This window comes from Streptomyces sp. NBC_01077, from assembly GCF_045162855.1.
Lineage (GTDB): Bacteria > Actinomycetota > Actinomycetes > Streptomycetales > Streptomycetaceae > Streptomyces.
The window spans coordinates 3,448,411-3,474,786 of record NZ_CP108669.1 but is presented as its reverse complement, the minus strand read 5'-3'; the positions used below and the strand labels follow the sequence as shown (position 1 = coordinate 3,474,786).

The window sequence follows — 26,376 nt, the reverse complement described above, 5'->3', positions numbered from 1 at the left end:
GACTCATAATCCGTCGGCCGTGGGTTCGAGTCCCACCCGCCCCACCACTGCCCGTGGTCGCAGGAAGGTTTTTCCCTGTGGCCATGGGCTCTTCCGTGTACGGGGCTCTCTCTTCCGCACCACGGTGCACAGCCCGTGACGCGCCTCACGGCAACGACACGCCGGGGGTCACCCGGACGGCTCGCCGAGCCGGGGAGTCACGGTCAGGGCTGAGTCGTGCCGCCGCGTCACTCCGTCACTCGGATGACGTGCGCTCCGGCAGCAGCTCCGTCGTGACGAAGGCGATCACCGTCGCGAGGATCACGACCGGCATCATCGCGGAGCCGCCCAGCAGGAGGGCGACGAGGACCGCACTGCTGACCGGCAGCCGCAGGGTGCTGGCCGTGGCGGCCGCCATCCCCGCCGCCATGGCCGGTACGAGGCCCAGGCCGGGCAGGGGGGCCAGCAGGACCCCCGCGGTGGCCCCGAGGAAGAGGGCGGGGAAGACGAGGCCACCGCGCAGGCTGCCCAGGCAGAGGGCGTAGGCGATCCCCTTGAAGAGCAGGACGGCGAGCAGCGCCCCCACGCCCCAGGCGTGCGGGTCGGCGGCCAGCCGGCCCAGGGTGGCCTGGCCCGACAGGGCGACGTCCGCGGGGGTACGGCCGGTGACCAGGGCGTAGAGGGCCGCGCAGCCCGCCGCTGCCACGGCGCACACGACGGTGCGGCCGACCACTCCCGCCGAGACGAAGGCGGCGACGCGCCGGGCGAACGTCAGTACCGGGTGCAGGAGGACGGCGACGGCCAGGGCGAGGGGAATCGTCCAGAGCACGGCCCCCGCGTCCAGACGGGGGAACGGCATGGGCAGTTCGAGGCTGAGGCTGCCCGTCTGCAGTCCGGTCCAGTGTCCGAAGCCGGTGAAGACCAGCGCCCCGACGCCGCTGGAGAGCAGGGCGGGAAGCATGACCGCGAACAACTGCGGCCCGCCGGCCCCCGCCACCTCGATCAGGAGCACCGCGGCGATCAGCGGGTTGCCGAAGATCGCCGCGACGGCGGCCGCGGCGCCGGCCGCGCCCAGCAGCGCGGTGGTCTGCGGGGTCGCCGGAGCCCGGGTGAGGTCACGGAAGAGCAGGGCCAGGCCGCCGCCCAGCGCGATCAGCGGTGCCTCCGGTCCCAGAACGGCACCGAGGGGCAGGCTCGCGGCCGCGGCGAGCAGGATGCCCGGCAGCATGACCGGCGGGGTCCCGCCGGTGTGGAGGCCGGACGCGGGGACGTGCCCGCCGCCACCGGGCAGACGCGCGGCGACCAGCCCGACGACGACTCCGGCGACCAGGAGCAGGGGAAGCGGCCACCACCACGGCGGGGCGTCCCAGCCCAGCCCGTGCGGCAGGTCCGCCCACACGAGGTGTTCGAGTTCGTGAAGTCCGACGAGAAACCAGAACGCGACGAGCGAGACCGGGACGCCGATGACGGCGGAGAAGGCGAGGACCTTGAGGTAGCCGGGGGCGAGGAGGAGGTCGCGCAGCCGGTCGGCCTCCTCGGGCTGCTGTCCACTGCCGGGGCCGGCGGGGGCGGCGGGGTCTGCCCGGCCGACGGGGTCTGCGGGGTCTGCCGGGTCGGCGCCGGTCTCCGTCATGGGAGGCCTTCCGCCCGACCGCTCAGGACTTCTTCGCGGCGGACGGCTTGGCGCTCGTACCCTTCTTGGCGCCGGCGCCGGTGCTGCTCCGCGTGGGCTTGGCGGGCGCGCTCTTCCGCCTCCGCGCGGGCTTCGCCGCGTCCGCCGCCGCCTTCGGCGCTCTCCGGGCCGGTGCGGTCGGCCACTTGAACTCGATCTCCAGCTCGACCTCCCCGCTGCCGACCTCGACCTCCACCTCGCTGCGGAGGTCGTCGGGAATGTGCAGGCTCAGCGTCCCGAGGCCGAATTCCAGCTCGACGTCCCCGCCCTGCCTCAGCGCCGCCGCGAGCGCCGCGAGCTGATCAGCCGCCTCAAGACGGGACATCGAGCGCTTCTGCTCAAACTTGAGATCCTTCATGGGCCGTTTCCGATCCGGTAGAAAGAGTGGATATCGCCCATTCTGATGCCGGGTGCCGGATCCGACATCCTCATGGCCCTGCGCGGAACGGCCGGTCCGGGGCGGCGACTCATCCCGTGAGCTGGTACAGGCTCCTGCCGACGAGCCACAGTCCGAGCAAGAGGCAGATGAGGACGATCGCCGGGTCCTTGTGACGTGTCAGCCAGGTGCGCAGGCCCGTCAGGTTGAGCTGGGCCTTCTCGGGCGCGAACACCATGTACAGCTCCATGGTCAGCAGGCTGGAGGTGGCCAGGACACAGAAGCCGAGGAGAGCCAGAAAGGACTCGACGTGGGAGAGGTCGGCCTTCACGACGGTGGCGGCCGCGGCGCTGACCATTCCCCACGGCTGCAGGAGAACGGCGAGTCCCGCCGCGGACCATCCGGTCGCCTGGTCCATCCGGGACGTCAGCGACCGCCCGGAGCCCCCGGGCCGCTCCGCTCCCTCGGCGGATGCGGAGGGAGCAACGGTGCGGCGGCTTCGGCGGCGCCTGTGCTCGCTGTAGACGATCAGGCTCACGCCGATGACCAGCGTGGCCGCGAGCGCCGCGATCGAGGGCGGGGAGCGGGGCGCGGGCGGTTGCCCGCCCGTGAAGACCAGCACCATGGCGATCACGGCCACGAGGCAGGCGAGCCAGGCGACGATGAAGGCCAGCCCCTTGTACACCCCGCGGGGCGCGGACACGACCAGCACGAAGGCCATGGCCGGCAGGGGGTAGAGCGTGATGGCCGCGCCGATGAGGAGCAGGTCGAGCAGCATGGGCGCGTACGTCGGGCCCGGTCAGCTCGCGAGGACCTTGGCCTTGGCCTGTGCGAACTCGGCTTCCGTGATCGCGCCGCTGTTCTTGAGCTCGGCGAGCCGGGCCAGTTCGTCCGCCTGGCTGCCGGTCCCGTCGGTTCCGGCGGTCTCGCGCACGTACGAGCGGAACTGCTCCTCGTTCTGTCGGACCCGGTTCAACTCGCGTTCGCCCATGCCGCGCCCGCGGGCGATCAGGTAGACGAAGATGCCCAGGAAGGGCAGCAGGATCACGAGGGCGCTCCACCCCGCCTTGCCCCAGCCGCCCAGCTCATCGTCGCGGAAGATGTCGCCGATGATGCGGAAGAGCAGCATGAACCAGAGGACCCAGATGAAGATCATCAGAATGGTCCAGAACATGTTCAGCAGCGGGTAGTCCACTGCCAGGTTCACCATCGAATCCTTCATGGTCGATCTCCTGCCGGTCGTGACGGCCCGCGGCCGCCTGTTCGGGGGCCGCGGTCCGGCGAGACGAACTGCTTCCAGCGTGCGCCGCGGCCGAGCGGCCCGCACTCCGAACCGGTGACCCACGGGTGCGCCTGCCGCACCGTGCCGGGATCGCCTGGGATAGTGGCCGCCCTCTGGCAGGGGCGTGGCGCAGGGGCGTCGCACGGTCTCGGCGTTCCGTGCGACCGAGAGGGAAGCGGGGAAACAGACGTGGACGGGAATCCGACGATCCGCCGGTCGGCCGTGCTCACCGCGGTGCGTTCGATCCTGACGCTGACAGCCGTTCTGGCCGCCTACTACCTGCTGCCGTTGGACTCGGCCTTCACCGTGGGCACCGTGGTGTGGCTCGTCGTCGGTGTCGTACTCGTGGCGCTGCTCCTCGCCTGGCAGGTGCACACGGTCATGCGTTCCGCGCGCCCGGGGCTCCGGGCCATCGTGGGGGTGGCGACGGCGCTTCCGTTCTTCGTGCTGCTGTTCTCCGCCACCTACTACCTGCTGGAGCGCAGTGCGCCCGGGAGTTTCACCGAGGCGATGTCCCGGACCGACGCCCTCTACTTCACGATGACCGTGTTCAGCACGGTCGGCTTCGGCGACATCGCCCCGCGCAGCGAACTCGCCCGGCTGCTGACCACGGGACAGATGACGGCCAACTTCCTGCTGATCGGCGTGGCGGCCCGCTTCCTGCTGGGGGCGGTCCAGGAGGGCCGACGTCTGCGGGGCCTCGGGGGGACGGGCGACGAGCACGGCGGGCGGACGGGCGACGAGCACGGCGGGCCGCCCACCGGGCGGTGACCCGGTGGGCGGCCCGCCCGCCTTCCCGGGGTCAGGACTCGGGCAGCTCCTCCGCGGGTAGCCGGCCCTCGCGCACGGCGTCGACCAGGGCCTGGTGGTCGCGCTCGTTCTGGTCGGCGTAGGCCTCCGCGAAGGTCGCGAGCGCCCGGTCGAACGAGTCGCCGCTGCCCAGGTACGCGGCGATCGCGATCCGGTCGCCGGACCGCGCGTGCGCCCGCGCCAGCGTGACCCCGCACAGGTCGCCGAACGCCTCCATGCCCCTGGGGATCATCTCCTCCGGTACGGCGATGCCCTTCCAGTCGCGCAACTGGCGTATGTAGAAGTCGCGCCGCTTGCCGTCGATCCCGTCCACGCGCTCCCAGCCGAGGAAGATGTCGCTGGTGGCCTGCATCAAGCGCTGGCCGGAGACGACGCGCTCGCCCTGATTGCGGTACGCGCTCGCGCCGACGTGCGCGGCGAGCACGGAGGTGTCCGCCTCCTTGGCCTGGAGGAAGAGCGGGTCCTGGTCGTCCCGGCCGAGGAGCAGGAAGATCCAGCAGCGGGTGCCGACGCTGCCGACGCCGACCACCTTGCGGGCGACGTCCGCCAGGCGGTAGTCCGCCAGGAGCGTGCGCCGGTCGGACTGCAGGGTGCTGCCGTACCGCTCGATCAGACTGCGGAACTGGCGTTCGAGGGCGGTGCGCTCGACGTCGGGCAACAGGTCGCTCGCCGGAACGAGCAGTGGGGGATCCGCCGCGATCACGGGCCGTCCGTCGACCGTCTCGGTGAGCTTGTCGAAGGCCTGGAGGCTGTCGCGGGTTCGGGCCTTCGCCATGGCGTGGGCCAGGTTCTTCCGTCCGCGTTTGTGCAGCCGGTCCGCGGCCAGCGCCTCAAGGCGGTCCGCGTCGATCTTCGCGTACCAGACGTCGAGATCGCGCATGCCCGCGAGGCGGATCATCGCCTCGCGGTAGGAACGGACCGTGCGCCGGACGATGCGGGCGCGCTCGGCTTCGTCGAAGCCGTTCGCCCGGGCGGCGATGACGAAGCTCGCCGACAGTCGTTTGACGTCCCACTCCCAGGGGCCCGGGAGCGTCTCGTCGAAGTCGTTGATGTCGAACATCAACTGCCGCTCCGGTGAGGCGAGGAGACGGAAGTTCAGCATGTGCGCGTCCCCGCACAGCTGGGCGGTGAGTCCCGAGCGGGGGGTGTCGGCCAGGTCGGAGGCCATGATCGCGGCGGCGCCGCGATAGAAGCGGAACGGGGACTCCGTCATACGGGCGTAGCGGATCGGGACGAGCTCCTGGACGCGTGTCGCCGACTGCCCTTCCAGGATCGTCAGCGGGTCGGGCCTGTCGGTGGCCGGCTGGTAGACGGCATGGCCCGACCGCGGTGAGCGGCGCCGGGCCTTCTTGCCGAGCGCCGCGCGCTCCTCCGGCGTGGCGTGGCGCGCCGCGCGCATCGCCGTGGTCGCGTTCTGGGACATCGGAACCTCTCTTACCGGGTGGACGTGAGTCCTAGGAGCAAGACACCCCCTAGCCCTGGTCCTCCATCTCGGCGTCCGCGACGGCGATGGCGATGCCGAGCGCCGCGGAGATGTTGCCCGCCGCCGTCATGACGCGGGCGGTGCCCACGATCGGCGCGATGGCGACCAGGACGTCCTGCAGCTGCTCGGCCGTCATGCCGGCCTCGACGGCGAGGTTGATGTGGGCCGCGTAGGAGATCGGCGGGGCGTCCGAGGCGGCGAGGGCCGCGATCCGCGCGACCATGAGCATGTCCGGAGCCAGTCCGCACCGTTCGAGCGAGTCGACGGTCATGGCGGCGAGGGTGTCCAGGACGGGGGTTTCCGATGCGGTGGACATGGCGTATGTCCTCCTGTCGTGTTGTCGAGCCTTGTGTTGTCGAGCCCGTCAGTCGCTCGCGTGCGACCAGCTGGAGCAGAGCGCCCAGATGATGAACACGTCGATCGCCAGGATGGTGATCGCCCACCACGGCTGGTACGGCAGCCACATGAAGTTGGCGATCATGCTGAGGCCGGCCAGGCAGATACCCGCCGCCCGCGCCCAGTTCGCGCCCTTGAAGAGGCCCACCGCGGTCAGCACGACGAGGATCCCGAGGACGAGGTGGATCCAGCCCCAGGCCGTCAGGTCGAACTCGAAGACGTAGTTGCCGACGCGGGCGTACACGTCGTCCTCGGCGATGGCCGCGATGCCCTGGAGGATGCCGAGGGCGCCCGAGAGGGTCAGCAGCACCGCGGCGAACACGGTGCCCCCGCCGGCAATGCCGCCGCCTCCGGACCGGTGCGCGTTCCCCGGCGCGGTGCCGGTGTTCTTCCCCTGCCCTCCGGCCGGTGTTTGCTGGCTCATAGAAGTCACCTCGCAGCTTGCGATCCGTTGCCGGGCATCCCTTCGGCCGTCGAGCTGGTGGTGCCTCCTCGGGATGGCGGGCCAAGGTGCCTCCCTTCGAGTATCACGGCCGCCGGGGCGGCGTGCTCGACGGCGATGTGACCGCCGCCGTCCGCGGCCGGCCCGCACCTCGGCGGAGCAACCCGGAATGCGGGGCTCGCCACCGTGAGTACCTAATGGGGTACAGGCAGTTTCTCCGCAGCAGCCCCGGGAGTGCCATGAGTACGCCGCCCGAGCCGCCCGATCAGCCCGAGCCCCCAGAGCCGCCGAGGCCGGCCCGACCGCCCGACGCCGCTCCTGACGCTCCGTCGCCGCCGAGCAGGAAGGGCTCACGTGCCGGACGGATCGCGATGAGCACCGTCTCGGCCGTTCTGATCACGCTCACCTGCATCCTCGTGCCGGTGTCCCTGATCACCGTCTGGGTGCACGACATCGTCCTCGACAACGACCGGTACGTGTCGACGGTCGCCCCGCTCGCGTCGGACCCGGCGGTCGAGGCGGCGGCCGTCAAGCGGATCGCCGCAGCCGCCGACGCCAGGGTCGACGGCGCGCAGGTCACGTCCGACATCGCGGCGTGGCTGGAGTCCCAGGGGCTGCCGCCCCGGGTCGGCAACGCGATCAAGTCGCTGGGGCCGCAGCTGGATTCGGCGGTCGACCAGGCCGTCACCAAGGTGGCGACCCGCTTCGTCGAGGGCGACCGGTTCGAGAAGGTCTGGACCGAGGCCAACCGCGTCGCCCATACGGCCGTGGTGCACGCGCTGACCGGCCAGGGCCGGGGCTCCGTGGAGGTCAGCGGCGGCACGGTCACCCTCGACGTGGGAGCCGCCGTCGAGCAGGTCAAGAAGGATCTCGTGGACGCCGGACTCTCCCCGGCGGCGAAGATCCCCGAGGTCAACAAGCAGATGGTGCTCTTCCAGTCCGACAAGCTGGAGAAGATCAGGGACCTGGCCCATCTCCTCGACGTCGTCGGCAACTGGCTGCCCGTCCTCACGGTGGTGCTCGGCGCGATCGGGGTGCTGCTCGCCCGTCGCCGTCGCCGGGCCCTGGTGACCACGACCCTCGGCGCGGCCGCGGCCTGTCTGGTGCTCGCCATCGGCCTGGTGATCGCCCGCCGCTACTACCTCGACCATCTGCCCGAGCAGGTGCAGTCGCCGGACGCGGCCGCGGCGATCTTCGACACGCTGGTCCGCTTCCTGCGGGTCAGCATTCGCACCGCACTCGTCCTCGGGGTCATGGTGGCGCTCGGCGCCTACCTGTCCGGTACGGGCCGGCTGCCGCGCGCCGTGCGCGGCACGGCCGAGCGTACGGCCGACTCCGCGGCGCGCTGGGGCGGGGCCCACGGAGTGCACACCGGGAAGGTGGGCACCTGGGTGGACACCTACCGCCGGTGGCTCACCATCGGGGTGCTGCTCGTCCTGGCGCTGATCTTCGCCTTCTGGAACCACCCGACGGTGCTCACCGTCCTGCTGCTGGTGCTCATCCTCCTCGCCGTTCTCGCCGTCCTCGCCCTGCTGGCGGCCACCGGCCGTGAGGGCAGGGACAAGGTGGCTCCCAAGGGTTGATCCGGCTCCGAGCCGGGAGCGAGCGCACGCCACCCCGTCACCCCGCCCGCCCGTTCGACGGGCGGGCGGGGTGACGTACGGGTCAGTACGGGTCAGTACGTCAGGATGCCCGGGTCCGTGATGCCCGAGGTCCCCGTCTCCACGTGGCCCGCGAGGCGTCGCAGATAGTCGGCGGACGTGTCCGAGGTGATGGTCACGTCGTACCAGGCGCGGCTGGTGCTCAGATCGACGGTGTGGGCGACGGTGGCGCCGCGGGGGACCGTGACGGTCCGCGGGCCGCCCGCGTAGGCATGGGTGACGGTGAGTCGGGCGTCGGCCGTCCCCGCGTTGGTGAACGTGAGGTCCAGGTTGCCCGTGGTGGCGTTGTGGCGGGCCTTGACCTCGGGGACGGCGGTCTTGCCGGGGGAGCGGAAGCGGCGCAGGAAGCCGTTGGGGCCGTGGACCGTGAGGTCGGTGACGCCCTTCGAGTACGTCGTGTTCCAGGTGTCCGCGATCGACTTGCCGGCCTCGGTCGTGTACGTCCAGGGGGCGTCGGTGCGGTTCGCCGAGGTCACGTAGAACTGCGCGCCCGCCGAGGGGCCGCCGCCGAACGTGAGGCCGAACTTGCCCGCGGCGGTGTCGGCGGCGCCGTCCACGAAGGGGGCGTACTTCAGCGGCCGGGTGGGCTTGGCGCCGCGCTCCTGGCGGGGCATGGCGCCGGTCGCCGGAGCGGTGGCGAGGAAGTCGGGGTGACGGTTCTTGTCCGGCGGGTAGTAGCCGCCGACGGGCGGCAGCGAGGCCGCCGAGGTGTCCGTCCGCGTGAAGTCGAAGGCGGAGGTCAGGTCGCCGCAGACGGCCCGTCGCCAGGGCGAGATCTGGGGCTCGCTCACCCCGAAGCGCTGCTCCATGAAGCGGATGACCGAGGTGTGGTCGAAGGTCTCGGAGCAGGTGTAGCCGCCGGTGGACCAGGGGGAGACGACGAGCATCGGGACGCGCGGGCCGAGGCCGTACGGGCCTGCGACGTAGCCGGTCTTCCCCGGGAAGTGGTCGAGCCCCGTCGCGACGGTGGACAGGCCCTGGGCGGCGGAGCCCGGGACGTAGGGCGGGACGACGTGGTCGAAGAAGCCGTCGTTCTCGTCGTAGGTGATGAACAGAGCGGTACGGGCCCACACGTCCGGGTTCGAGGTCAGCGCGTCGAGAACCTGGGCGATGTACCAGGCGCCGTAGTTGGAGGGCCAGTTGGCGTGCTCGGAGAAGGCCTCCGGGGCGGCGATCCAGGAGATCTCGGGCAGCCGGCCGCCCTGGACGTCGGCGCGCAGCCGGTCGAAGAATCCTTCGCCCGCCTTGGCGTTCGTACCCGTACGGGCCTTGTCGAACAGCGGGTTGCCGGGCTGGGCGTTGCGGTACGTGTTGAAGTACAGCAGGGAGTTGTCGCCGTAGTTGCCGCGGTAGGCGTCGTTGATCCAGCCCCAGGAACCGGCCGCGTTCAGCCCGTCGCCGATGTCCTGGTAGACCTTCCAGGAGACGCCGGCCGCCTCAAGGCGCTCGGGGTACGTCTTCCAGCCGTAGCCCGCCTCGGCGTTGTTGAGGACCGGGCCGCCGCCCGTGCCGTCGTTGCCGGTGTGGCCGGTCCACAGGTAGTAGCGGTTCGGGTCGGTCGAGCCGATGAACGAACAGTGGTAGGCGTCGCAGATCGTGAACGCGTCGGCGAGCGCGTAGTGGAACGGGATGTCCTCGCGGGTGAGGTACGCCATCGTGGCCGGGGTCTTGGCTGGTATCCACTGGTCGTACGCGCCCTTGTTGAAGGCCTTCTGGCCGCCCGCCCAGTCGTGGTTGAGGCCCTGGAGGAACTCCATGCCGAGCTTCGTGCTCTCCGGCCGGAAGGGCAGGGTGACCTTCGTGCCGCTCGCCTGGTTCCAGACCGACTTCCCGCTGGGCAGCGTGACGGGGCGGGGGTCGCCGAAGCCCCGTACGCCCTTCATCGACCCGAAATAGTGGTCGAAGGAACGATTCTCCTGCATCAGGACGACGATGTGCTCGATGTCCTGGATCGTTCCGGTGGAACCTTGCGCCGGGATCGCGGCGGCGCGCGCGATGCTCTCCGACAGCATCGTCAAGGCGGCGGTGCCGCCCGCGAGTTGAAGGAACCGGCGACGGTCGAGGTCGGCCATGGGGGAGTTCTCCTCCGGGTCGATACGGGCACGGGTGGGGGTGCGCGTGCGCCGGCCGGGTGGACCGGCCGACGGGCGCCCCAAGGAGAGCGCCCGCGAACCACCGCCCGGCGGCCGTTCCATGACTGCCCGTCGTACGGCAGACGAATCCCTCGTGCCCGAACGGAAAAACCCACAAGCGAACACCCCCGGTGGTCGATGACCCTCGGGGGTGTGCGTGAACCGACAGAAAACTACTCGACGACGAGGTCGACCTTGATGTTGCCGCGGGTCGCCTTGGAGTACGGGCAGAAGGCGTGGGTCTTCTCCAGGAGGGACTTGCCCGCCTCGCCCTGGAGGTGGTCCGGGAACTCGGCGCGCATGATGACCGCGAGGCCGAAGCCGCCGTCCGCGGGGTCCTTGCCGATGGAGACCTCGGCGGTGATCGAGGCGTCGGAGATGTCGATCTTCTCCTGGCGGGCGACCAGGTTCATCGCGCTGGCGAAGCAGGCCGCGTACCCGGCGGCGAAGAGCTGCTCGGGGTTGGTGCCCTGACCGTTGCCGCCGAGGGCCTGGGGGTGGGCGAGGGGGAGGTCGATGTGGCCGTCGGAGCTGACGGCGCGGCCCTCGCGGCCGTTGGCGGTGGCGACAGCGGTGTAGATCGCGTCCATGGTTCTTCCGTTCCTGTCCTCGGGGTGCGGTGTGCTGCGGTGGCTCTCTATTGATAGCGCACTATTCAATTGTGCACAACTCAATCGCGTGTGAGGTGTCCTCGCGTATCCTGGAGCCATGGAGACGCTCGACACCGTCCCGGACGAGGACTTCCTCCGGCTCGACCACCAGATCTGCTTCTCGCTGCACGCGGCGACCCGCGCCTTCAACGGCGTCTACCGCGAGGCCCTCAAGGAGCTCGGGCTCACCTACCCCCAGTACCTCGCCATGCTGGTGCTCTGGGAACACGGCGAGCTGCCCGTGAAGGGCATCGGCGAACGCCTCCGGCTCGACTCCGGAACCCTGTCCCCGCTGCTCAAGCGCCTGGAGACGGCCGGATACGTCGAGCGGCGCCGCAGCCCCGAGGACGAGCGGTCCGTCACCGTGCGGCCCACCGCCGAGGGGACCGCGCTGAAGGAGAAGGCCCGCGACGTGCCGCGCCGGATCGCCACCGCGACGGGCCTCGACCTCGCCGACATCCGCGACCTGCGGGAACGCCTCGACGCCCTGGCCGTCCGGCTCGACGGCGTCGACCCGGACGACCTGAACGTCTGCCGCTAGCCGGCTGCCACCTTCTGCGGCTGGGTTACGGCGCGGTGATCACCAGGGCCGCGTTGTGGCCACCGAAGCCCACCGAGGTCGAGACGGCCAGGCGCAGCCGGGCCGTGCGGGCCGTCGTGGGGACGTCGAGGTCGATGCCCTCGCCCGGCTCCGTGAAATTGGCCGTCGGAGGCACCGTGCTCTCCGCGAGCGACAGCACCGTGAGCGCCGCCTCCACCGCGCCCGCCGCACCCAGCAGATGCCCGGTCACGCCCTTCGTAGACGTCACCGGCGGCCGGTGCGGCAGCAGGGCCGCCAGGACCGCCGCCTCCACGGCGTCCCCGCGCGGCGTGCCCGTCCCGTGCGCGTTGACCAGGTCGACGTCCTCCGGTGACGCGCCCGCCTCGGCGAGCGCGCCCAGGACCGCCGCCGCGAGGCCCGAACCGTCCGGCCGGGGCGCCACCACGTGGTGTGCGTCGGACGTCGCCCCGTAACCGCTGATCAGCGCCCTGGGGCGGGCCCCGCGCGCCGCCGCGTCCGCCGGCCGCTCCAGGACCAGGAAGCCCGCGCCCTCCGCCATCACGAAGCCCGACCGGTCCACGTCGAACGGCCGGAGGCCGCCCGCCGGGTCGTGGAAGCGGCGGGACAGCGCCCGGAGCCGGTCGAAGCCCGCGATGTAGAAGGGGCTCAGGGAGGCCTCCGCCCCGCCCACGAGGACGAGGTCGCAGCGCCCCAGGGCCAGCAGGTCGAGCGCCACACCGATCGCCGTGGCCCCCGCCGCGCACGCCGTGGTCACCGCCATCGACGGGCCCCGGATCCCGAACTCGACCGCCAGCTGCGCCGCGACCGCGTTCGGCAGGGCGCCCGGCACCGCGAACGGTGACATGTCCCCGGGACCGTCCGTCCCCAGCACCCCGCGCTGCGCCTCGTACGTGAGGACGCCGCCGGCCCCGGTCCCGGCGACCACCCCGACCCGCGTCCCGTCCCAGCCGCCCGGGTCCAGACCGGCGTCGGCGAGCGCCTCCCGCGCCGCGCACAGCGCCAGGGCGGCGCTGCGGTCGGGCCGCCGTGCCGCCGCCGCCCGGCCGAAGTCCTCGGGAAGCCCGGGCGCCCGGCAGGCGAGGTAGGTGAGCCCGTCGCGCTCCTCGAGCCCGGCGGTGGGCTTCCCGACGCGCACGGTCTCCCAGGTCGTCGCCCGGTCCGCACCCGCCGGCGTGAACAGACCGACGCCGGTGACGGCCGCGCCGCCGCCCGCCGGGCGGGCGCGGCCCGGCACCGGGCCGCCCCCACCCGGCACCGGCCCGCTCCCGCCGCGCATCAGACCACCCCCGCGTGGACGGCGACCAGCCGCTCGATCGCGGCCACGGTGGGCGCCGCGTACAGCTCCTCCTCCGGTACGGGGATGCTCCGCTCCTTGCGCAGGACGAGCGCGAGCTCGGTCAGCAGGAGGGAGTCGAGCCCGGCCTCCTCGCGGGTCGCCTCCGGTGTGACGTCCTCCGGGTCGAGTCCGAGCGAGACGAGCAGGTTCTTCAGTTCCTCGAAGGTCATACGGCTTCCTTGCCGGTCGGAGTGGGTGTGCGACGGGGGTCGCGTGAGGCCGCCGCGCGCGCGTGGTTCAGGCCGAGCAGCACGCACACGTCCGTCAGGAGCGGTACGTGATAGGCGAGGGGCCTCGGCCCCGCCTGGTCCGGGCGGGAGACGAAGCCCCCGTCCGGGCGCTGCCGGTCGAGCAGGTGGCGGACCGCGCGCTCCGTGGCGCCCACGGCGGACGGCACGGTCGGCGTCCGGGCCACGGCGATCAGCGCGTACGCGGTGCTGATCGGGTCGCTCGGGTCGGACGGCACGTGCCCCCAGCCGCCGTCCGGGTTCTGGGTGTCGACCAGCCGGGCCACCGCCCGAGCACGGGCCCGGAGGACCTCGGTCCCCGTCGGGTGGCCGGGCGCCACGGTGTGGAAGGAGTCGTACGCCAGGACCGTACGGAACAGGGCGTTGCTCTCGTTGAGGCTCCAGCTGCGCTCGAACGGCCCCGCGGCCTCCTGCCGGGCCACCATGAACCGGACCGCGGCCTCCACCACGGTGCGGTGCGCCGGGTCGGGCGCCAGCGCGTTCACGGCCGCCGCCGTTATCGCCACCTCGGAGGCCGTGCCGGGCTCGAAGGTCGGGAAGCCGCCGTCCTCGCCCCGTCGGGCCAGCAGATACCGTCCGGCGGCCGCCACCTCGGCGCCGAACCGTTCCGGGGCCGTCGCGCGCAGGAACTCCACGCAGTACGAGGTGTCGTCGACGTCGCTCTGGGCGACGGCGCGGTCGAAACCCCAGCCTCCGTCCTGGTTCTGACGCTCGATCAGGGCTGCGGCGAGGGCCCGCAGCGTGTGCGTGGGCGCTCCCGCGCCGGCCAGTGCGAGACCGCCGGTGGCCGTCGCGAACACGTCCATGCCGGTGATGAAGGGCAGCCCGCCGTCCTCGCGGAGCAGCTCGCGCAGCTCCCGCGCCCGCGCGCCCACGGCCGCCGCGTACCGGGGCCGGTGCCGGAGCGCCAGCAGGGCGAGGGTCCGGGCGAGATGGTTGCCGTACGGGGGAGGGCCGGGCAGCGCGCAGGGTGCGAGGGTGCGCCAGTCGTCCTCGGTGACGAGCCGCGGCGATCCGGTGCCGAAGGCGTACAGGACCTTCAGGGCGGCCATCTCCGTGGCCAGCCACCGCTGTTGGCCGCGCGCCTCGAAGACGCGGCCGGGGGAGGCGAGGGCGGGGAACGGGTGGGCGCCCAGCTCCGCGAGCACCGTCTGGAACATCAGCCGCTTGCGTCCGGCGGTGAAGTGGTCGAAGCCGCCGAGCAGCCGGGTCAGCGCGGCCGGCCCGTCCACGTACTCGCCGAGCGCCGCGCGGGCGGCGGCCTCCTGCACGGGGTCGGGGGCGCCCTCGTCCACGGCGGTCTTCAGCCGCCGCATGAGCCGCTCCTGGGCGTCCGGGTCGACGCCGGTCACCGTCAGCAGCCGCAGGGCGAGGGCGGACTCCAGGATCCGGCTGTCGCAGGGTGCGCGGAGCAGTCCGTCCGGTCCGGCGGCCGCCACCAGGCGGGTGGCGAGCCGGGCCCGGGCCCGGTCGAGCCGGCCGACGGCGGATGGAAGGCCCGGCGCGGGGCCCGGCGCGGGGCCCGGGGCGGCGAGCGAGGCACTGGCCAAGGGCAGCGCGCAGTACGTCATCGTGGGGGTGTCCTTCATCGGGGTGAGGGAAAGGGCGGGGCGGCCGTCGGACAGCGCGGCGGCGGTCAGCGCGGCGGCGGTCAGGTGGGGAAGAGGCGCCGTACGGCCTCCGCGCCCGCCGGGACCAGCGGGGTGTAGCCGCCCGTCATGACCGCGAGCGGCGCGACGAAGCCGCACCAGGCGATCTCCCGGGGGTCGGGCCGGGGCGCCCGGTCCGCCACCCAGCGGTGGACGGTGAGGAAGCAGTCGCCGTGGGGATCGTCGACGCGGAGCCGGTACGCCTCGGTGAGGCCGGTCACCGTCGTCCAGCCCAGCTCCTCGCGGAGCTCCCGGAGTGCGGCCGCGCGGTACTCCTCACCGGTTCGCACCGCCCCGCCGATCAGGACGTCGTAGTGGTCCGGGTATGCCGGGGCCGTGGGCGTCCGCCGGTAGAGGAGGACCCGGCCGGCGGAGTCGGTGCAGACGGTCGCCGCGTACCGGCGGAGCAGACCGGCGGGCGGTCCGGCCGCCCGTCCGCCCTGGGCGACCACCCGGTCGCCGGGGTCGACGTAGTCGACGCGCTCGTGGGCGTTCGCGTTCACGTCCGCTCGCGGACGCGCGCGGGCAGCGGGCCTGCCGGGCGCAGGTTGATGCCGAAGACGGGCTCCCCGGCCGGGGCGGTCGTCTCGACGGTGAAGCGGGCGAGGAGCGCGCCGAGCAGCGATTCCATCTCCCGCATCGCGAACCGGGTGCCGAGGCAGGCGCGCGGGCCGATGCCGAACGGGAGGTACGCGCCCGGCGGCAGCGGCGCCGCGGCGGGGAAGCGGTCCGGGGCGAACGTCTCGGGTTCGGGCCAGACGTGCGGGTCGCGATGGGTCAGGTACGGGCAGACGAGGAGGTCCGTACCGGCGGGGATCTGCCAGCCGTCGACGAACTCGTCGGCCGGGCTGTGGCGGGGCAGCAGCCAGCCCGTCGGGTAGAGCCGCAGCGTCTCGGAGAGCACCGCCTCGACGGCCGCCGCACCACCGGCCGCCGCGTCACCCGCAACCCGCTCCATGATCGCGGGATGCTGGTCGAGCAGGACGAAAGCCCAGGTCAATGTGCGTGCGCTGCTCTCGTATCCGGCGACGAGCAGGGTGACGAGCTCGTCCCGGATCAGCCGGTCCGTGTACGCCGGGTCCGTCTCGGCCGCGTCGAGCAGCCGGTGCAGGACGCTCGGCCCTTCGCCGCCTCCGCTGTGCCGGGTCCGCGCCTCGGCCAGGGCCCGCAGCACCCGGTCGTCCAGGGCCGCCAGAGCGGCCTCCACCTCCGGCGGGAGGGTGGCGGCGCCGCCCACGTCGGCGGGGAGCGCGGCGACGATGTCCTGCACGGCCGCCAGGTCGACGTACGTCTCGTGGTCGAGGGGGTGGTCGGTCAGCGAGCGCCAGATCGTGTCGACCGTGAAGAACTGCACGTCCTCGGCGATGTCCGTCGACTCGCCGCGACGGGCCCGCCCGGCCCAGCGGTCGACGACGGACGTCGTCGCGCCGGCGATGTGGTGCTCCCAGCGCTGGATGCCACGGCCGGTGAACATCGCCTGGAGCAGCCGACGTTGGGACCGCCAGGCTTCACCCGTCGCGGTCAGCATCCCGTCGCCGAGCAGGGGTTTCGCCCGATGCGAGCGTTTGACGAACCGGTCACCGCCGACGCCGAGCACCTGGTGCACGTGCCGCGGTTCCGTGATCAGGACCGCCGCGCGGCCGCCCCGGCGGAAACCGGTGAGCCGGCCCGGTGTGTGGGCCTGGCGCAGCAGGTCGACGAGGGGTGCTCCGGAGGCGGTCCAGGCCGTCACGGTGCCGTCGTCGAGGAAGTCGGGGAGCATGCCATCCGTCACGCATCGCGATTGCATGATGACGTATCGTAGCGCTCTGTGCGATCTTCAGATCCCGTGCGATCCTCCGGCGCCGTACCCCTCTCGGTCCTCGACCGGCTCTCCCTCGACGTGGCCGCGCTGCACGCGACGGACTCCGCGCTGCACCTCGGCGGCCTGGTCGTCCTCGACGGAGAACCACCCTCCCGCGCCCGGTTCTTGGACCATCTGAGACGCCGCCTCGACCTGCTCCCGGAGCTTGCCCACCGGCCGGCCGGCAGCGCCCGGCGGCCGCTCTGGGAGCCGGATCCCCGCTTCGACCCCGACCGTCACCTGTACGAGCTACCCGGCTCCACGGACCTGGCGGCGGTCACCGCCGAGCTGTTGCGCCAACCCCTGCCACGGGACCGCCCCTTGTGGGGGCTCTGGCTCGTCCACCGGGCGGGCGGCGGGTACGGGCTCTGCTACCGGGCCCATCACGCCTTCCAGGACGGGGCCGCCGCCGTCGCCACGCTGGAACGCCTCCTCGGGTCCGAGGGGTTGCCGCGCCCCCGGGCCCTCGCCTTCCGGACGCCCCGGCCCGTGTCCTGGGCGGCCGTACTGCCCGAGTTCCGGCCGCCGCGCCGGGTCACCTGGTGGTCGGCCCTCGACACCCCGCCCTCCCAGGCGTACGCCGCCGGGTTCGCCGACGTCGACACCGCCCGGCTCCACGGGCTCGGGCGGCTGACCGGGGCCACCGTCCCGCAGTTGTGCCTGGCCCTGACGACCGAGGCCCTGCGCGCCTGGCACCCGCACGACTGGGACCCCGGCGGCCGGGGGCACGGTCGGGAGCTCCGTACCAACCTCGGGATCGGCATCCGCGACCCCGAGGACCCCCACCCCCTCCTCGGCAACCGGGTGGCCGTCGCCGGGGTCGGCCTCCCCTGCGGCGAACCCGACCGGGCCCGGCGGCTCGACCGCCTCGGCCGCGCCCTCGACCCCGCACGGCTCGCCCGCCTCGCCGACGCGCACCGGGTCGTCTTCCGGAAACTCCCTTACCGGATCGGCCGGTTGACGCTCGCTCGGAGTGTCGACGCCCGCAGTACACCGTTGAGCGTCGCCGACCTGCGGGTACGGCAGCCGCTGGGCTTCGACGGCGTCCCCGCCTCCGGGGTGTACGCACTGCCGGTCATGGTGCCGGGGCAGCCGCTGTTCGTCGCCTGGGTCGTCCACCGCCGCCGCCTCCACGTCACCTTCCTCACCGACAGCGCGCTGGCGGGGGCGGACCGGCTGCCGGAGGCGTGGCTGGCGGCGTTGGGCGAGTACGAACGGCTCGCCGAGGGCGGCGCGTTCGCGCGTGAGGTGGCATCGCGGTGACGCCGGGAGCGGGGCCGGACGCGAGGCATGGGCATGGGCCTGGGTCGGGGCCCCACGCATGCTGCTCGCCGCGCGGTAGGCGCGGCGAGCAGTGTGTGCGGGGGTGAGGTCAGGTGCGGGGGACCTTGCGGAGCAGGGTCAGGACCACGGCCGCCGTCACCAGGGCGAAGACCGCGCTCAGGGCCGAGGCGGAGTGGAGGGCGGTGGTGAACGCCTCCCGGGCCTGCTCCCGCACCCCCTCGTCCTGCAGGGCGAGCGCCGCGCCCACACTCTCGTGGGCCGCGGCCGGGGCGTCCGCCGGGATACCGCCCCGATAGACGGCGACCGCCACACTGCCGGTGACCGCGATGCCCAGGGCGAGCCCCAGGTCGTAGGCCGTCTGCCCGGTCGCTGCCGCCGCGCCCGCCTTCTCGGCCGGGGCGGAGCCGACCGCGAGGGCCGTCCCGAGGACGCTGATCGGGGCCGCGCCGAACATGATGACCGCGAGGGCCAGAGCGGCCACCGTCACCCCTTCGGCCAGGGCGATCACCGCGTAGCCGGCAAGGGAGACGAGGAGCCCGCCGGCCAGCACGTACGCCGGGCGGATCTTCCGCGCCACGAAGGGAGTCAGCTGCGAACCGGCGATCAGACCGGCCGCTCCCGGCAGCAGCCACAGCCCGGCTTCGAGCGGCGGCAGTCCGGCGACCGCCTGGAGGTACTGCGGGACCAGGTACTCGACGCCGTTGAGCGCGGTCATGCCCAGGAGCAGGGTGAGCAGCGCGCCGGTGAAGGCCCGGTTCCTGAAGAGCCGCAGGTCGAGGAGCGGGGACTCCAGACGGTTCTGGCGGCGGACGAAGAGGGTCGTGAAGGTCAGGCCCAGGGCGAACGCGATCGCGGCCTCGGCCGTCGGGCCGTGCGCGGCGAGCGACTTGACGCCGTACACCAGCGGAAGGACCGCGAGGAGGAAGAGCAGCACGCTCGCCGGGTCGAGGCGCCCCGGGTTCGGGTCGCGGTACTCGGGGAGCAGCAGCGGCGCCGTGACCAGCGCGATCAGCATGACCGGCAGGCCCATCAGGAAGACCGAGCCCCACCACCAGGAGGCGAGCAGCACGCCGCCGATCACCGGTCCGATCGCGAGCCCGACCGAGAGGGCGGTCACCCACATCGCGATGGCCGTGGCCCGCTGCCGGGCGTCCGTGAACATGTGGCTGATCAGGGCGAGCGTGGAGGGCAGGACCGCCGCCCCCGCGATGCCGAGGAGGGCGCGGGCCGCGATCAGCGTCCCGGCGTTCGGGGCGTACGCGGCGAGGACGGAGGCGAGCAGGAAGCCGGCCGAACCGGCCATCAGGAGCTTGCGGCGGCCGAGCCGGTCTCCGAGCGTGCCCATGATCACGAGGGTGGCGGCGGTGAGGAAGCCGTAGATGTCGGTGATCCAGAGCAACTGGCCGCCGCTGGGCCGCAGATCGGCCGAGAGGTACGGGGTGGCGAGCCACAGCACGCCGAGGTCGGCGGTCATCAGGGTGACGGGGAGGAGGAGCACGGCGAGGCCGAGCCACTGGCGGGCCCCGGCCCGGGGCGGTGTCGCGGTGTTCTCCGCGAGGGTCGTGGTCATCGTGCCGACTCCTCGTTCACGGTGTTCTCGGTGGTGGTGGTGGCGGCGGTGGTCGTTGCAGTGGCTGTGGCTGTGGCGGGCAGTTCCTCCGCCAGGGCCTGCTCGGCCTCGGTGAGCAGGTCGGCGACCCGGCCGGCACGCAACTCCACTGACACCCCGGAGAGTTCGGTGCCGTGCAGGACGCGGAGGGTGGCGTCCGGGAGTCCGCAGAACTCGGAGATGCCGGTCACCAGCATCAGGCCGAGGGCGTCGGTCATGCCGAGCCGCTCGATCTCCTCGGGCGTACCGCCCATCAGGGCCAGCCACAGCAGCCGCTTCCCCGCGAGCCGGGGGCGGCTCCGGCCGTACGCGAAGCCGTAGTTCCACACCCGGTCGATCCAGCCCTTGAGGATGGCCGGCGGGGTGAACCACCACACGGGGAAGACGACCACGATGTCGTCGGCGGCCAGGATGCGGTCCATGTGGGCGTGGACCTCGGGGGAGTAGACCTTCTCGCGGTTCTCCCAGTCAGGCTCGTCCTCCGGGCGGAGCGCCGGGTCGAACCCCTCGGCGTACAGGTCGAGTACGTCCACGGTGCCGCCCTCGTCCTTGAGGCGGGCGTGCAGCCGGGCGGCGACCTGGGCGGTGAGGGAGTCGGTGCGGGGGTGGGCGTGGACGAGGAGGGTGTGAGGTGCCATGGCCTGAGGTTCCTTCGGGTGGGTGGGGAGGAGAGGGGGCTCGTGCGGGTGGTGGGGCGGGCCCGGGATGGTCGCGGGCCCGCCCGTGGGTGGCCGGCATCGGGGCGGTCAGAGGCCGAGGCCGGAGCCGCCGCTCGCGTCGATGTTCTGGCCGGTGATCCAGCGGGCGTCGTCGGAGGCGAGGAAGCCGACGACATCGGCCACGTCACCCGGCTGTCCCACCCGGTTGAAGACCGAGAATCCGGCGGCGTGCGCCTTGGCGGCCGGGTCGGCCATCCACGGGTGGATGTCGGTCTCGATCGTGCCCGGCGAGACCGCGTTGACCGTGATGTCCCGGGAGCCGAGGGTCTTCGCGAGGGTGAGGGTCAGCACCTCGACGGCCCCCTTGGAGGCGGCGTACGAGGTCATGCCCGGGAAGGCGACCTTGGTGACCCCGGAGGAGATGTTGATGATCCTGCCCCCGTCGCGGAGCCGGTCGAGGCCCTTCTGGATGATGAAGAAAGGTGCCTTGGCGTTGATCGCGAACACCCGGTCGTAGTCGGCCTCCTCGACCTCGTGGATCAGGCCGGGGCCGGCGATCCCGGCGTTGTTGACCAGGATGTCGAGACCGTGGTCGCCCTCGGTCTCCGCGTCGAAGGCCGTCCAGAGCGCGTCGGCGTCGCCGGGGACGCCCAGCTCGGTGCGGAGGGCGAAGGCGGAGCCGCCGGCGGCCTCGATCGCGGCGACCGTCTCCTTCGCGGCGGTCTCGTTGCTGGCGTAGTGGACGCCGACCCGGGCGCCGTCCGCGCCGAGGCGGAGGGCGATCGCCCGGCCGATACCGCGGCTGCCGCCGGTGACGAGGGCGGTCTTGCCGGCGAGGGGCTTGTTGCTGCTCATGTCCTGCTCCTTGGTGGTTTCGTGTGTCGCTTCCTGCTGACAGGGATGACTCTGCCGGGAGGCTGTTCGGGTCCGGCTCGGGTTCTGTTCGGGCCGGGTTCGGGCCCGGACCAGGGCTTGTTCGGGCCGGGTTACGGTGGCCGTATGCGATTCGCGGTGCTGGGGGAGACGGCCGTACGGACCGAGGACGGCACGCCCGTCCGGGTCCCGGAGCTCAAGGTGCGGGCCCTGCTCGCCGCGCTCCTTGTCGACGCGGGCCGGCCGGTCGCCGCGTTCCGGCTGGTCGACGACCTCTGGGGCGACGAACCGCCCGGCAACCCGCTGCGGGCCCTCCAGGCCAAGGTCTCCCAGCTGCGCCGCGCCCTGGAGGAGGCCGAGCCCGGCGGGCGCGATCTCGTCGTCACCCAGGCGCCGGGCTATCTGCTCGCCGTACCCGAAGGCGCCTTGGACGCACACGAGTTCGCGCGGCTCGCCGCCCTCGCCCGGGAGACGGTCGACCCGCGCGCCAGGGCCGCACTGCTCGGTGAGGCGCTCGATCTCTGGCGGGGCCCGGCGTTCGCCGACTTCGCGGAGGAGTCGTTCGCGCGGGCGGCCGCGGACCGCCTGGAGGAGGAGCGGCTCGTCGTACGCGAGACGCTGGCCGAGGCGCGGCTGGAGGCGGGCGAACAGGACGTGTTGGCAGGGGAGTTGGCGGAGCTCGTAGCGCGTCATCCACTGCGCGAGCGACTGCGGGCGGTGCAGTTGCGGGCCTTGTACCGGGCGGGACGGCAGAGCGAGGCGCTCGCCGGGTACGAGGAGCTGCGCGCCCTCCTCGCCGATGAGCTGGGCCTCGACCCGAGCCCCGAACTGGCTTCGCTCCACGCGGCGATGCTCCGGCAGGACGCGTCGCTCTCGGCGCCGGCGCCGGCACCGGTGGCTGCCTCTCTCCCCGCCCCGTCGCCGGCCGGGGGGTCCGTGCGGGGCAATCTCTTCGCGCCGCTCACCGGGATCGTCGGGCGGGACGCGGCCGTCGCGGAGGTACGGGGGCTGCTCACGGAGCGGCGGCTCCTCACGCTCACCGGGCCCGGCGGGGTCGGGAAGACCCGGCTCGCCGTGGAGGCGGCCGGGCAGTCGCGCGAGGAGTTCGCGGACGGGGTGTGGCTCGTCGAGTTCGCCGGCGCGCGCGGGGAACTCGCCGAGGTCGTCGCCGCCGCGCTCGAACTCCGCGACGACGGGGTGTGGGGGCTGCGGCCCGAGGGGGAGAGGGCGCTCACGACGGCGGAGCGGCTCGCCGAGGTCCTGCGCGGGAAGCGCACGCTGCTCGTCCTCGACAACTGCGAACACGTCGTCGACGAGGCGGCCTCGCTCGCCGAGCTGCTGCTGCGTACCGCGCCCGGACTCGTCGTCCTGACGACCAGTCAGGAGCCGCTCGCCCTCGCGGGCGAGACGCTGTGGGCGGTGGAGCCGCTCGACGGGGACGGCGCGGTCGAACTGTTCACGGCGCGGGCGGCCGCGTCCGCGCCCGGGTTCGGGTCCGGTGCGGCGCTCGATCCCGCCGCCCAGGAGGCGGTACGGGCCATCTGCCGCCGCCTCGACGGCATCCCGCTCGCCCTGGAGCTGGCGGCGACCCGCGTCCGCGCCCTGGGTGTGCACGGGCTCCTGGCGCGACTCGACGACCGCTTCCGGCTGCTCGACGCTGGGCTGCGCGGCGCGCCGGCCCGGCAGCAGACCCTGCGGGCGGTCATCGACTGGAGCTGGGATCTCCTGGGCGAGCAGGAACGAACGGTGCTGCGACGACTGGCCGTTCACGCGGAGGGCTGCTCGCTGGCGGCGGCGGAGGAGGTCTGCGCGGGCGGGGACGGCGACGTGTCCGGTGCCGACGGGTCCGCATCCTTCGCATCCCCTGTATCCGCCGCATCCGATGGATCCGAATCCGTCGGATCCGTCGCCGCCGGGGACGTCCTCGGTCTGCTCGCCCGCCTCGTCGACCGCTCGCTCGTCGTGGCCGTCGACGGGCCGGACGGGCCCCGCTACCGGCTCCTGGAGTCCGTCGCCGCGTACTGCCTCGAACGGCTGCGGGACGCGGACGAGGCCGAGGCCGTACGGGAACGGCACCTGACCCACTACCTGCGCCTCGCCGAGGACGCCGGGCCCGCGCTGCGCGGTCCGGACCAGCGCCGCCGCCTCGCCCACCTCGATGCGGAGACGTCGAACCTGCGGGCCGCCCTGGACAGGACGCTCGCCGCGCCCGGCACCGGGCGGAACGGCGAGGTGGCGCTCCGGCTCGTCGACGCGCTCGCCTGGTACTGGGTCATGCGCGGCCGCCTCGGCGAGGCGCTCCGCTCGGCGACGGCGGCACTGCGGCCGGTCGAGGAAGGCACGGCCCGGCCCGAACCGGCCGCGCTCCGCGCCCGCGTGGAGGTCTGGCGCACCGGCCTCGCCGTCATGGGCGGCGACGGAACGGACCGGCAGGGGAGGATCGCGAAGGCGCTCACGGCGTACGACGAGGCCGGGCCCCGCCGTCCCGCGGACCGCGCGTGGGCGCGCTGGTTCCTCTCGCACGCGCTCTGCGGGACCGGCAGCCAGAGCGAGGGCGGTCATCTGACGGCGGAGGCGCTCGACGGCGCCCGGGCCCACGGGGACCGCTGGGTCGAGGCGGCGGCGCTCGCGGACCGCTCGGTGCAGCGGCTGCTCGGCGGCGACGTGACGGGGGCGGAGGAGGACGCGGCCCGGTCGGACACGCTGTTCGCGGAGGTCGGCGACGCGTGCTGCCGGCTGTGGTCGGTGTATCCGCTGGCGACGGTCGCCGAGATCCACGGGGAGTACGAGCGGGCGGACCGGCTCAAGCGGGCGGGTCTTGCGGCGGCGGAGGGCCTCGGCCTGACGACCGAGGTGCCGGACCTGCTGGCCGGGATCGGGCGTACGGCCCTGCTGAGGGGCGATCTCGCCGAGGCGCGGGCGTACCACGCGGCGGCGCGGGAGCGGGCGGTCGAGGTCGGGTTCCGGGCGGGCGAGATCAACGCGGTGCTCGGGCTCGGCCTCGGCGCGCGGCGGGAGGGTCTGGTCGAGGAGGCCGAGGGGCACATGCGGGAGGTCCTCGACTGGCACCGGGCGGTCGGTCTCGACTCCGCCAACGCGCTGATCCTGGCCGAGTTGGGCTTCTCGGCGCTGGCGCGCGGCGACGCGGCGGGGGCGCTGAAGCTCCAGGAGGAGGGCTACGGCACCGCCCTGTCCTCCGGTGATCCGCGTGCGGTCGCGCTCGCCCTGGAGGGCCTTGCCTCGGCACACGCGGGTGGGGGCCGGGCCAGAGGGGCCGCGCTCCTCCTGGGCACGGCGTCAGCCCTCCGTGCCTCGACGGGCGCACCGCTGCCTCCGGCGGAGCGGCTGGACGTCGACCGAGTGGAGGAGGCGGCCCGTACGACCCTGGGCCCGACCGCCTTCACGACGGCCTTCACCCAGGGCACGACCCTGCCCCACGAGTCGGCGGTGACGGAGGCGGGGCGGTAGGCAGGGGGCCGGGCTGCGGTGACGGAGGCGGGCCGCCCGGCCCCGACCTTGTCGTTTGCCAAAACGTAAGGATCAACATCCGCCAACGCCCCTATACTCGCCCCATGTCCGAGTTCACCATCCGGCGTGCCACCGCCGACGATTCCAAGCGGCTCACCCGGCTCGTCCGGACCTCCCGTGCCTATCGGGGGGACTACGCCGCCATGGTCGCGGGGTACCAGGTCGGTGGTGCGTACATCGAGCACCATCCCGTGTTCGTCGCCGTCGACGCGAGCGACCGCGTGCTCGGGTTCTACGCGCTGCTCGTCGACGACGCCGAGCTCGACCTCGCCTTCGTCGCCGACAGCGCCCAGGGCCTCGGCATCGGGCGGCTGCTCATGGAGCACATGACCGAGCAGGCCAGGGCCGCCGGGCTCAAGACCGTGCGGGTCGTCGCGCATCCGCCCGCCGAGGAGTTCTACCTGCGCACCGGCGCCGTCCGCACCGGAACCGTCCCGCCCACCGGGCACATCCACTGGGACCGCCCCGAGCTCCGGTACGACATCGCGTGACCGCCACCGAGCCCCAGCCCCAGCCCGGGAACGACTCCCTGCCCCAGCCGTCGCCGCGATCCGACGCGCAGCCCCCGGCCCCCGAGCGCCGCCGGCTCTTCGCCGACCTCACCCCGCTGCGGACCTCCGCCCACTACCGCCGCCTCTGGTTCGGCAGCACCGTCTCCTGGGTCGGACAGGGGATGACGTCACTCGCCGTATCCCTCCAGGTGTACGACATCACCCGCTCGCCCTTCTCCGTCGGGCTCGTCGGGCTGTTCTCGCTCGTCCCGCTCGTCGTCTTCGGGCTGTACGGCGGTGCCATCGCCGACACGGTCGACCGCCGCAAGCTCGGGCTCTACAGCGCCTGCGGTTCCGCCGTGCTCTCGGTCGCGCTCGCCACCGCCGCGTTCGCCGGTTTCCACCGCGTCTGGTTCCTGTACGGGATCGTCGCCCTCCAGGCCGTCTGCGCCGCGCTCAACTCGCCCGCGCGCAGCTCGATGATCCCCCGTCTCCTGCCACCCGAGCAGCTGCGCGCCGCCAACGCGCTGAACTCGATGGTCACGACCTTCGGCATGCTCGTCGGGCCGAGCCTCGGCGGGCTGATCGTCGGGTTCGCCGGGTTCCAGACCGCGTACCTCGTCGATGCCGTCGCCTTCACCGCGAGCCTGTACGCGATGTGGCGCCTGCCGTCGATGCTCCCGGAACGGACCGGCGGCAAGAGGGCCTCCGTGCTCGACGGGCTGCGGTTCCTCGCCACCCGGCCCAACCTGCGGATGACGTTCTTCTCGGACTTCTGCGCGATGATCCTCGCCCACCCCCGCGCTCTGTTCCCCGCCGTCGCCGTGCTCTGGTTCGGCGGTGACGCGAAGACCGCCGGACTCCTCGTCGCCGCGCCCGCGTTCGGGGCGCTGCTCGGCGGGATCCTGTCCGGCTGGCAGGGCCGTATCCGCCACCACGGGCAGGCGATCCTGATCGCCGTCGCCTGCTGGGGCACCGCCATCGCCGTCTTCGGGCTCACCCGGAACCTCTGGCTGGGGCTGCTCCTGCTCGCCCTCGCCGGCTACTCCGACACCGTCTCGATGATCTTCCGGAACACCATGATGCAGGTCGCGGCGCCGGACGAGATGCGCGGCCGGCTCCAGGGCGTGTTCATCGTGGTGGTCGCCGGCGGACCCCGGCTCGGGGACTTCCTCGCGGGCTCCGTGGCCGACCTGACCTCGCCCGCCGTCGCCGTCACGGGCGGCGGAATCGCCTGTGTCCTCGCGGTCGGTGCCCTCGCCCTGTACGGGCGCGGTTTCCGCCGGTACGACGCGCTCGACCCGACTCCGTGAGCAATTCTCCCCGAACGGCACGTCATGCTCTGGCGGTTGGCCGCCACGGCACATAACCGCCAGGATCAAGCGGAGTCAACACCCCTCCTCAGGGCCAA

The 26,376-nt window shown here is 73.2% G+C and carries 24 protein-coding genes; 7 read left to right on the top strand and 17 right to left on the bottom strand.

Annotated elements, in window-relative coordinates:
- Positions 1–235: 235 nt before the first annotated feature.
- The 4 genes from OG462_RS15540 to OG462_RS15525 all read right to left on the bottom strand — a co-directional run bounded on the left by OG462_RS15540 (position 236) and on the right by OG462_RS15525 (position 3,249).
- Positions 236–1,612, bottom strand: coding sequence for a chloride channel protein (locus OG462_RS15540; protein WP_406058029.1), 1,377 nt, complete (start codon positions 1,610–1,612; stop codon positions 236–238).
- Positions 1,613–1,634: 22 nt separating this feature from the next.
- On the bottom strand, positions 1,635–2,009 hold the full coding sequence (locus OG462_RS15535) for an amphi-Trp domain-containing protein (protein WP_406058028.1): 375 nt from the start codon (positions 2,007–2,009) through the stop codon (positions 1,635–1,637).
- A gap of 109 nt (positions 2,010–2,118) precedes the next feature.
- On the bottom strand, positions 2,119–2,805 hold the full coding sequence (locus tag OG462_RS15530) for a GAP family protein (protein WP_406058027.1): 687 nt from the start codon (positions 2,803–2,805) through the stop codon (positions 2,119–2,121).
- Between the two features lie 21 nt (positions 2,806–2,826).
- Positions 2,827–3,249, bottom strand: coding sequence for an SHOCT domain-containing protein (locus OG462_RS15525; RefSeq protein WP_406058026.1), 423 nt, complete (start codon positions 3,247–3,249; stop codon positions 2,827–2,829).
- A 249-nt stretch (positions 3,250–3,498) separates the two neighbouring features.
- On the opposite strand from OG462_RS15525, the gene OG462_RS15520 reads away from it, so the two are divergent.
- Entirely contained in the window at positions 3,499–4,080 is a 582-nt protein-coding gene (locus tag OG462_RS15520; protein WP_406058025.1) for a potassium channel family protein, read from the top strand.
- A 31-nt stretch (positions 4,081–4,111) separates the two neighbouring features.
- Here OG462_RS15520 and OG462_RS15515 read toward each other — a convergent pair whose 3' ends face one another.
- The 3 genes from OG462_RS15515 to OG462_RS15505 are packed head-to-tail and all read right to left on the bottom strand — an operon-like array spanning position 4,112 to position 6,422.
- Positions 4,112–5,542: a DUF2252 domain-containing protein gene (locus OG462_RS15515; RefSeq protein WP_406058024.1), complete on the bottom strand. Its 1,431-nt coding sequence runs from the start codon at positions 5,540–5,542 to the stop codon at positions 4,112–4,114.
- A 49-nt stretch (positions 5,543–5,591) separates the two neighbouring features.
- Positions 5,592–5,918 (bottom strand): carboxymuconolactone decarboxylase family protein, encoded by a 327-nt coding sequence (locus OG462_RS15510; RefSeq protein WP_406058023.1) that lies wholly within the window; start codon positions 5,916–5,918, stop codon positions 5,592–5,594.
- 48 nt (positions 5,919–5,966) lie between these two features.
- Entirely contained in the window at positions 5,967–6,422 is a 456-nt protein-coding gene (locus tag OG462_RS15505; RefSeq protein WP_406058022.1) for a hypothetical protein, read from the bottom strand.
- Between the two features lie 389 nt (positions 6,423–6,811).
- Between OG462_RS15505 and OG462_RS15500 the strand changes: the two genes are divergently transcribed.
- Entirely contained in the window at positions 6,812–8,023 is a 1,212-nt protein-coding gene (locus OG462_RS15500; protein ID WP_406058021.1) for a hypothetical protein, read from the top strand.
- A gap of 92 nt (positions 8,024–8,115) precedes the next feature.
- On the opposite strand, the gene OG462_RS15495 is transcribed toward OG462_RS15500, so the two are convergent.
- On the bottom strand, positions 8,116–10,173 hold the full coding sequence (locus OG462_RS15495) for a phosphocholine-specific phospholipase C (protein ID WP_406066557.1): 2,058 nt from the start codon (positions 10,171–10,173) through the stop codon (positions 8,116–8,118).
- Between the two features lie 233 nt (positions 10,174–10,406).
- Positions 10,407–10,823 carry an organic hydroperoxide resistance protein gene (locus OG462_RS15490; RefSeq protein ID WP_189829493.1) on the bottom strand — a complete coding sequence of 139 codons (417 nt, stop codon included), beginning with the start codon at positions 10,821–10,823 and terminating at the stop codon, positions 10,407–10,409.
- A gap of 118 nt (positions 10,824–10,941) precedes the next feature.
- On the opposite strand from OG462_RS15490, the gene OG462_RS15485 reads away from it, so the two are divergent.
- On the top strand, positions 10,942–11,424 hold the full coding sequence (locus OG462_RS15485) for a MarR family winged helix-turn-helix transcriptional regulator (protein WP_406058020.1): 483 nt from the start codon (positions 10,942–10,944) through the stop codon (positions 11,422–11,424).
- Between the two features lie 25 nt (positions 11,425–11,449).
- On the opposite strand, the gene OG462_RS15480 is transcribed toward OG462_RS15485, so the two are convergent.
- The 5 genes from OG462_RS15480 to OG462_RS15460 form a co-directional block, all read right to left on the bottom strand.
- On the bottom strand, positions 11,450–12,721 hold the full coding sequence (locus OG462_RS15480) for a beta-ketoacyl-[acyl-carrier-protein] synthase family protein (RefSeq protein WP_406058019.1): 1,272 nt from the start codon (positions 12,719–12,721) through the stop codon (positions 11,450–11,452).
- Positions 12,721–12,951 (bottom strand): acyl carrier protein, encoded by a 231-nt coding sequence (locus tag OG462_RS15475; protein WP_406058018.1) that lies wholly within the window; start codon positions 12,949–12,951, stop codon positions 12,721–12,723. The genes OG462_RS15480 and OG462_RS15475 overlap by 1 nt, the downstream gene beginning before the upstream one ends.
- Positions 12,948–14,618, bottom strand: coding sequence for a prenyltransferase/squalene oxidase repeat-containing protein (locus OG462_RS15470; protein WP_406058017.1), 1,671 nt, complete (start codon positions 14,616–14,618; stop codon positions 12,948–12,950). The genes OG462_RS15475 and OG462_RS15470 overlap by 4 nt, the downstream gene beginning before the upstream one ends.
- A 62-nt stretch (positions 14,619–14,680) precedes the next feature.
- Positions 14,681–15,181, bottom strand: coding sequence for an NUDIX domain-containing protein (locus OG462_RS15465; RefSeq protein WP_406058016.1), 501 nt, complete (start codon positions 15,179–15,181; stop codon positions 14,681–14,683).
- Positions 15,178–16,452 carry a cytochrome P450 gene (locus OG462_RS15460; RefSeq protein WP_406058015.1) on the bottom strand — a complete coding sequence of 425 codons (1,275 nt, stop codon included), beginning with the start codon at positions 16,450–16,452 and terminating at the stop codon, positions 15,178–15,180. The genes OG462_RS15465 and OG462_RS15460 overlap by 4 nt, the downstream gene beginning before the upstream one ends.
- Positions 16,453–16,506: 54 nt before the next feature.
- Here OG462_RS15460 and OG462_RS15455 point away from each other — a divergent pair, with 54 nt between their 5' ends.
- Positions 16,507–17,784: a wax ester/triacylglycerol synthase domain-containing protein gene (locus OG462_RS15455; protein WP_406058014.1), complete on the top strand. Its 1,278-nt coding sequence runs from the start codon at positions 16,507–16,509 to the stop codon at positions 17,782–17,784.
- A 109-nt stretch (positions 17,785–17,893) separates the two neighbouring features.
- Here the strand turns inward: OG462_RS15455 and OG462_RS15450 are convergent, their stop codons facing one another.
- The 3 genes from OG462_RS15450 to OG462_RS15440 form a co-directional block, all read right to left on the bottom strand.
- Positions 17,894–19,375: an MFS transporter gene (locus OG462_RS15450; RefSeq protein ID WP_406058013.1), complete on the bottom strand. Its 1,482-nt coding sequence runs from the start codon at positions 19,373–19,375 to the stop codon at positions 17,894–17,896.
- On the bottom strand, positions 19,372–20,052 hold the full coding sequence (locus OG462_RS15445) for an NAD(P)H oxidoreductase (RefSeq protein WP_406058012.1): 681 nt from the start codon (positions 20,050–20,052) through the stop codon (positions 19,372–19,374). Before OG462_RS15445 ends, OG462_RS15450 begins: the two co-directional genes overlap by 4 nt.
- A 108-nt stretch (positions 20,053–20,160) precedes the next feature.
- Complete coding sequence (locus OG462_RS15440; protein WP_406058011.1) at positions 20,161–20,928, bottom strand: SDR family oxidoreductase; 768 nt, start codon at positions 20,926–20,928, stop codon at positions 20,161–20,163.
- 144 nt (positions 20,929–21,072) lie between these two features.
- Between OG462_RS15440 and OG462_RS15435 the strand changes: the two genes are divergently transcribed.
- From OG462_RS15435 to OG462_RS15425, 3 genes are all read left to right on the top strand, one after another.
- Complete coding sequence (locus OG462_RS15435) at positions 21,073–24,414, top strand: BTAD domain-containing putative transcriptional regulator (RefSeq protein ID WP_406058010.1); 3,342 nt, start codon at positions 21,073–21,075, stop codon at positions 24,412–24,414.
- A gap of 104 nt (positions 24,415–24,518) precedes the next feature.
- A complete protein-coding gene (locus tag OG462_RS15430) occupies positions 24,519–24,965 on the top strand; it encodes a GNAT family N-acetyltransferase (RefSeq protein ID WP_406058009.1) in 447 nt (148 codons plus the stop codon).
- 38 nt (positions 24,966–25,003) lie between these two features.
- The gene (locus tag OG462_RS15425) at positions 25,004–26,278 is read left to right on the top strand and encodes an MFS transporter (RefSeq protein WP_406066555.1); all 1,275 of its coding nucleotides are present in this window, start codon (positions 25,004–25,006) and stop codon (positions 26,276–26,278) included.
- Positions 26,279–26,376 lie beyond the last annotated feature (98 nt).